Raw genomic sequence first — 3,899 nt, forward strand, 5'->3', positions numbered from 1 at the left:
GGAGCTTCGTCCCCTTCATCGGCGCCGGCGCGTCCTGCCACCTGCCCGTGGCCTTGGCGGCATCGGTCGAGCCCGGCTGGTCAATGGTCATCGCGACCGCGGCGTGGTTCCTGATCGCTGAACCGCTCTTTGGACAGGTGATCGAGCCGCTGCTCTACGGCCACTGCCCCGCGCTCTCACCCTTGGCGGTGATCGTCTCGACCCTTTTCTGGGGCGTCCTGTGGGGGCCCATCGGCCTGATCCTGGCGACCCCGTTCACCGTCTGCCTCGTCGTGCTCGGCCGCCATGTCGACAGCCTGGAGTTCTTCGACGTTCTGCTGGGAGACCGGCCGCCCCTCACGCCGGTGGAGAACTTCTACCAGCGCATGCTGGCCGGTGACCCGGACGAGGTCCGCGACGTCGCGGAGGCGATGCTGAAGGAACGCTCGCTATCCTCGTACTACGACGAGGTGGCGCTCAAGGGCCTGCAACTCGCCGCCAACGATTTCGCGCGGGGCGTCGTCACGCCGGCGCAACTGGACAACATCCGCGCCTCGGCCCGCTCGCTCGTGGAGGACTTCGAGGACCATCCGGACGCGGAGCCGGAACGCGACGACAAGGCGGTCAACCCGAGCGAGACGCCGACGCTGGCCGAGCGGACCCATACCAGGACCGAGGCCGTACCGGGGCAGGCGTCACCCCGCGATGCCCTTCCGGAGGCCTGGCGCGGAGAGGCGCCCGTCCTGTGCGTCGCCGGCCGCGGCCCCCTCGACGAGGCATCCTCGGCGATGCTGGCCCAACTGCTGCGCAAGCACGGGCTCGGCGCGCGCGTGACCCCCTATCAGGCCGTCTCCCGCGAGGGCATCCGCGACCTCGACTTCGCCGGCGTCGCGATGGTCTGCATCTCCTATCTCGACATCACCGGGAACCCGGCGCACCTGCGCTACCTGCTCGAACGGATGAGGCGCCGGGCGCCTGGGGTGCCGGTGCTGGTCGGCCTCTGGCCGGTGGGCGAGCGTGTGCTCACCGACGCTGCGCTCGGCCGCGAGGTCGGTGCGGACGCCTACGTCTCCTCGCTCCGGGACGCCGTCGAGGCATGTCTGAGGGAAGCGGACGGCTCGAATCACGATCCGGCCGTCCCCTCTCCTCGGCCTGCCCTTGCGGTCGTCGCTTGACGGGCCAGCCCGCGTTGGCTCGCAAGCGTCTTCCCAGTTCTACCCCACCGGATCCATCGCAATGGGGTTGCCGACACACGGCGGTTTCGACCCGGGGGCAACAGGTCGAGATCGTCGAATCGATGGTCCAGCGCGCACGCGAGGTGCGAGAGGAGATCGCTGACCACGGACAGCGAGAGGAGGAGGCTCACACCGTCGCCGCCTGCCGATTGGAGGCTGGCGGCGACGGTGTCACCGCCGTCGATGACCTCGACCGACCGCAAGCCTGCGACCACCAGGACCTGGAGCTGGACCAGGGGAATGGGCGTATCCGACAAGGCGAACTTCCTTCGACCCGTGGTCGTGTCCCGAGCCGATGGCCGGACGTTCAGGCGACGGCATCCACCGTAGGCATCTCGCCCAGGCCCAACGCCTCCGACAGGCAAGCACGCGCCCGGCTGACCCGGCTCTTCACCGTGCCGACCCTGCAGCGGAGCAACTCGGCTGCTTCCTCGTAGGTGTAGCCTTCAGCCCCAACCATCAGCAGCGCCATGCGCTGGGCCTCGGGAATACGGTCGAGGCGCTCCCGCAGCCGTTGCAACTCCACGACGCCTTCCTGTGCCGGCAGCGCGGTCATCGTCGCCGCGTGGACGCCGTCGGCGTCCTCGACTTCGCGCTTGGCCTTGCGCATGTCGCTGTAGAACTGGTTCCGTAGGATCGTGAACAGCCACGCGTTCATGCTGGTCCCCAACGTGAAGCGATGGCGGTTCGCCCACGCCCTCACCAGGGACTCCTGCACGAGGTCATCGGCCCGGGCCGTGTCCCCCGCGAGGGAGAAGGCGAAACCCCGCAGGGCGGGAAGCGCGCGGATCAGGTCCTCGCGAAACGCGTCGTCGGGCTCGGAGCGCTCCGGGGAAACGACCTCGTCGAACCGGGCGACGAGATAGGCGAGCCGAGGCGGCAACCCCGTCGCGGCAGGCAGGGTGTAGTAGTCGCGCAGCTCCACCCCGAGCTGGTGCCTGACATGAGCGGCGACATCGACCGTAGCGTCAGGCGCCGCCCCCGCGGTCGGTAGCTTTCCGTTCATGCGCCTCGCCTCCGTCGCGTTCGAGTGGCTTCTAAGAGTCCCTCAAAACTGAACGACGGCGAAACTGGATACTAAATTCGCGTTCATCCAGGTCAGGGACCGACCGGCACTGCGCCGGGTCAGGGATGACGCGAAGGGCCCGCGGAACGGTTTGGCGCGGCCCGCCATCTCTGGTCCGTGGTCGGCAATATTCCGACCTGAGGGAGGCATTCGATGGTCCGCAAACCCCCATGCTGGTCTTGCTCGGCGTTTTGACCCTGGCGGGTGGCGCCATCGCAACCTCGTCCGCTGCCATGGCGGATCCGCCTTGGGTCCGCGGCGAGCGTGGTTTCCGTCACGGTGGCCCGCCGCCCTGGGCTCCGGCGCATGGATATCGCCGCCACCGCGAGTTCAGCGGCTACGGTCGCAGGGACGCTCGCATCTACGAAGGGCGTCGCTACGGCGGCTACCGGGGCTACGACGGTTACGGTCGCTACTGACCCCTCGGCCTCGGCGGAAAGACCGTGGCACCAGCTTCCCTGGTGGGGCCCTGGTCCTGGAATTTGCCTTCGGCAGCACCAACGGAGGCGATGTGGACTGGTCCACGCCGGGTGACCGACACTCGGTCATGGGCCAACCCGACAGGGGGCCAACGGGCGAAAAAAGCCGCCCGTTGGGTTGGTCCCGACCGCCGGTGTATGGTCCCGGGATGAGGTGTGACGGATCGATCCTGAAGCGTTCTGGCTCTTTGGTCCAGACCTGAAGGACATGCTCATAGGGCGTGAGGCCGCGCAGGGTCTTCAGCCGACGGGCATAGTTGTAGGCGTCGACGAACAGCTGCAGATGCGCCCGGAGCTGTTCGTGGGTCTCGTAGTGGTAGCGCTTGACCGTGGCGTCCTCGATGGTGCGGTTCATCCGCTCGACCTGACCGTTGGTCCACGGATGGTTGGGTTTGGTCACGCGATGCTCGATGCCGTGCTCGTGGCAAACGCGATCGAACATGTGCCGGCTGTAGAGGGCTGTCGGGCCTGAGCGGTTGCGCGGGGCATGGCAGAATTGCGCCCCGTTGTCGGTCAACACCGTGTGGATCTTGTACGGCACGAACGCGACCAGCGCCCGGAGGAAGTCCGATGCTGTGTAGCGGTTGGCTTCCGCTTCCAGCTTGGCGAAGGCCAACTTCGAGGTTCTGGCGATGGCCACAAACAGGTAGAGCTTGCCCTGTTCTGTTCTGACCTCAGCGATGTCGACGTGGACGTAGCCGATGGGGTAATCGGCAAAGCGCTTCTTTTTCGGCTTGTCACCTTCCATGTCCGACAGTCGGCTGATGCCGTGCTGCTCCAGGCAGCGGTGAAGCGACGAGCGGGTCAGGTGCGGGATCGTCGGCTGTAGGCCGTAGAGGCGGTCGTCCAGCGGCAGCAGCGTATGCCGGCGGAAGGCGACGATAATCGCCTCGTCCTCAGGTGTCAGGACCGTCGACCGAGGTTCTTTCGGCCCCATGGCGGCATCGACCGTCGACTGGCGTCCGCGCCATTTCTGGATCGTCGTCGGGCTGACGCCGTAGCGCTTGGCCGCCGCTCTCACACTCTCTTTACGGAGCTGTATTGCGCGACGGACCGCCTCCGTCGTGCGGGCGCTGCCGTGAAGAATTTGGCCCATAGCGCATCTCTTGCCGCATGGTGGTCAACCGTACCACCACACCG

At 67.1% G+C, this 3,899-nt stretch carries 2 protein-coding genes and 1 pseudogene; 1 reads left to right on the top strand and 2 read right to left on the bottom strand.

All coding sequences use genetic code 11. The features are described from left to right. Positions 1–1,154: AI-2E family transporter (locus MKK84_RS29770; protein ID WP_243925748.1), on the top strand; the 1,154-nt coding region annotated here is incomplete at its 5' end. Positions 1,155–1,521: 367 nt separating this feature from the next. Here the strand turns inward: MKK84_RS29770 and MKK84_RS29775 are convergent. Then, complete coding sequence (locus MKK84_RS29775) at positions 1,522–2,220, bottom strand: sigma-70 family RNA polymerase sigma factor (protein ID WP_243925750.1); 699 nt, start codon at positions 2,218–2,220, stop codon at positions 1,522–1,524. Between the two features lie 678 nt (positions 2,221–2,898). Beyond that, positions 2,899–3,855, bottom strand: a pseudogene (locus MKK84_RS29780) (IS481 family transposase); the annotation flags it as partial. Positions 3,856–3,899: the final 44 nt, after the last annotated feature.

It is taken from the genome of Methylobacterium sp. E-065, assembly GCF_022829605.1.
In the GTDB taxonomy this organism is placed as follows: domain Bacteria; phylum Pseudomonadota; class Alphaproteobacteria; order Rhizobiales; family Beijerinckiaceae; genus Methylobacterium.